1 protein-coding gene is annotated in these 245 nt (G+C 44.5%); it reads left to right on the top strand.

Annotation, left to right across the window (positions count from 1 at the left end):
* Positions 1–7 precede the first annotated feature (7 nt).
* Positions 8–245: DUF4238 domain-containing protein (locus tag RAD10_RS42415; protein WP_461622080.1), on the top strand; the 238-nt coding region annotated here is incomplete at its 3' end.

Genomic DNA, 245 nt, shown 5'->3' with positions numbered 1-245 from the left:
AACGCCGATTCGATTTATCACGAGCGATCATCCTGTCGTTTTTTACAATCAGTACGCTGAGCATCGTACGATACGAAGCAATACCGGGCTCGCCAGCAAAGGTCTTCAGATCTTTTACCCCATATCGCCTTATCACATAATAATTTTGTACGACGAAGCAATCTACAAAATTGGGGCTAAGAAATCGACATCGGTAGACGTAACCAGTGTCTCTGATGTTCAGCAATTGAACGACCTCCAATGGC

The sequence above is a fragment of the Bradyrhizobium sp. 23AC genome (assembly GCF_054863025.1).
The sequence above is the reverse complement of the archived record's forward strand: the minus strand, read 5'-3'. Positions and strand labels throughout refer to the sequence as shown.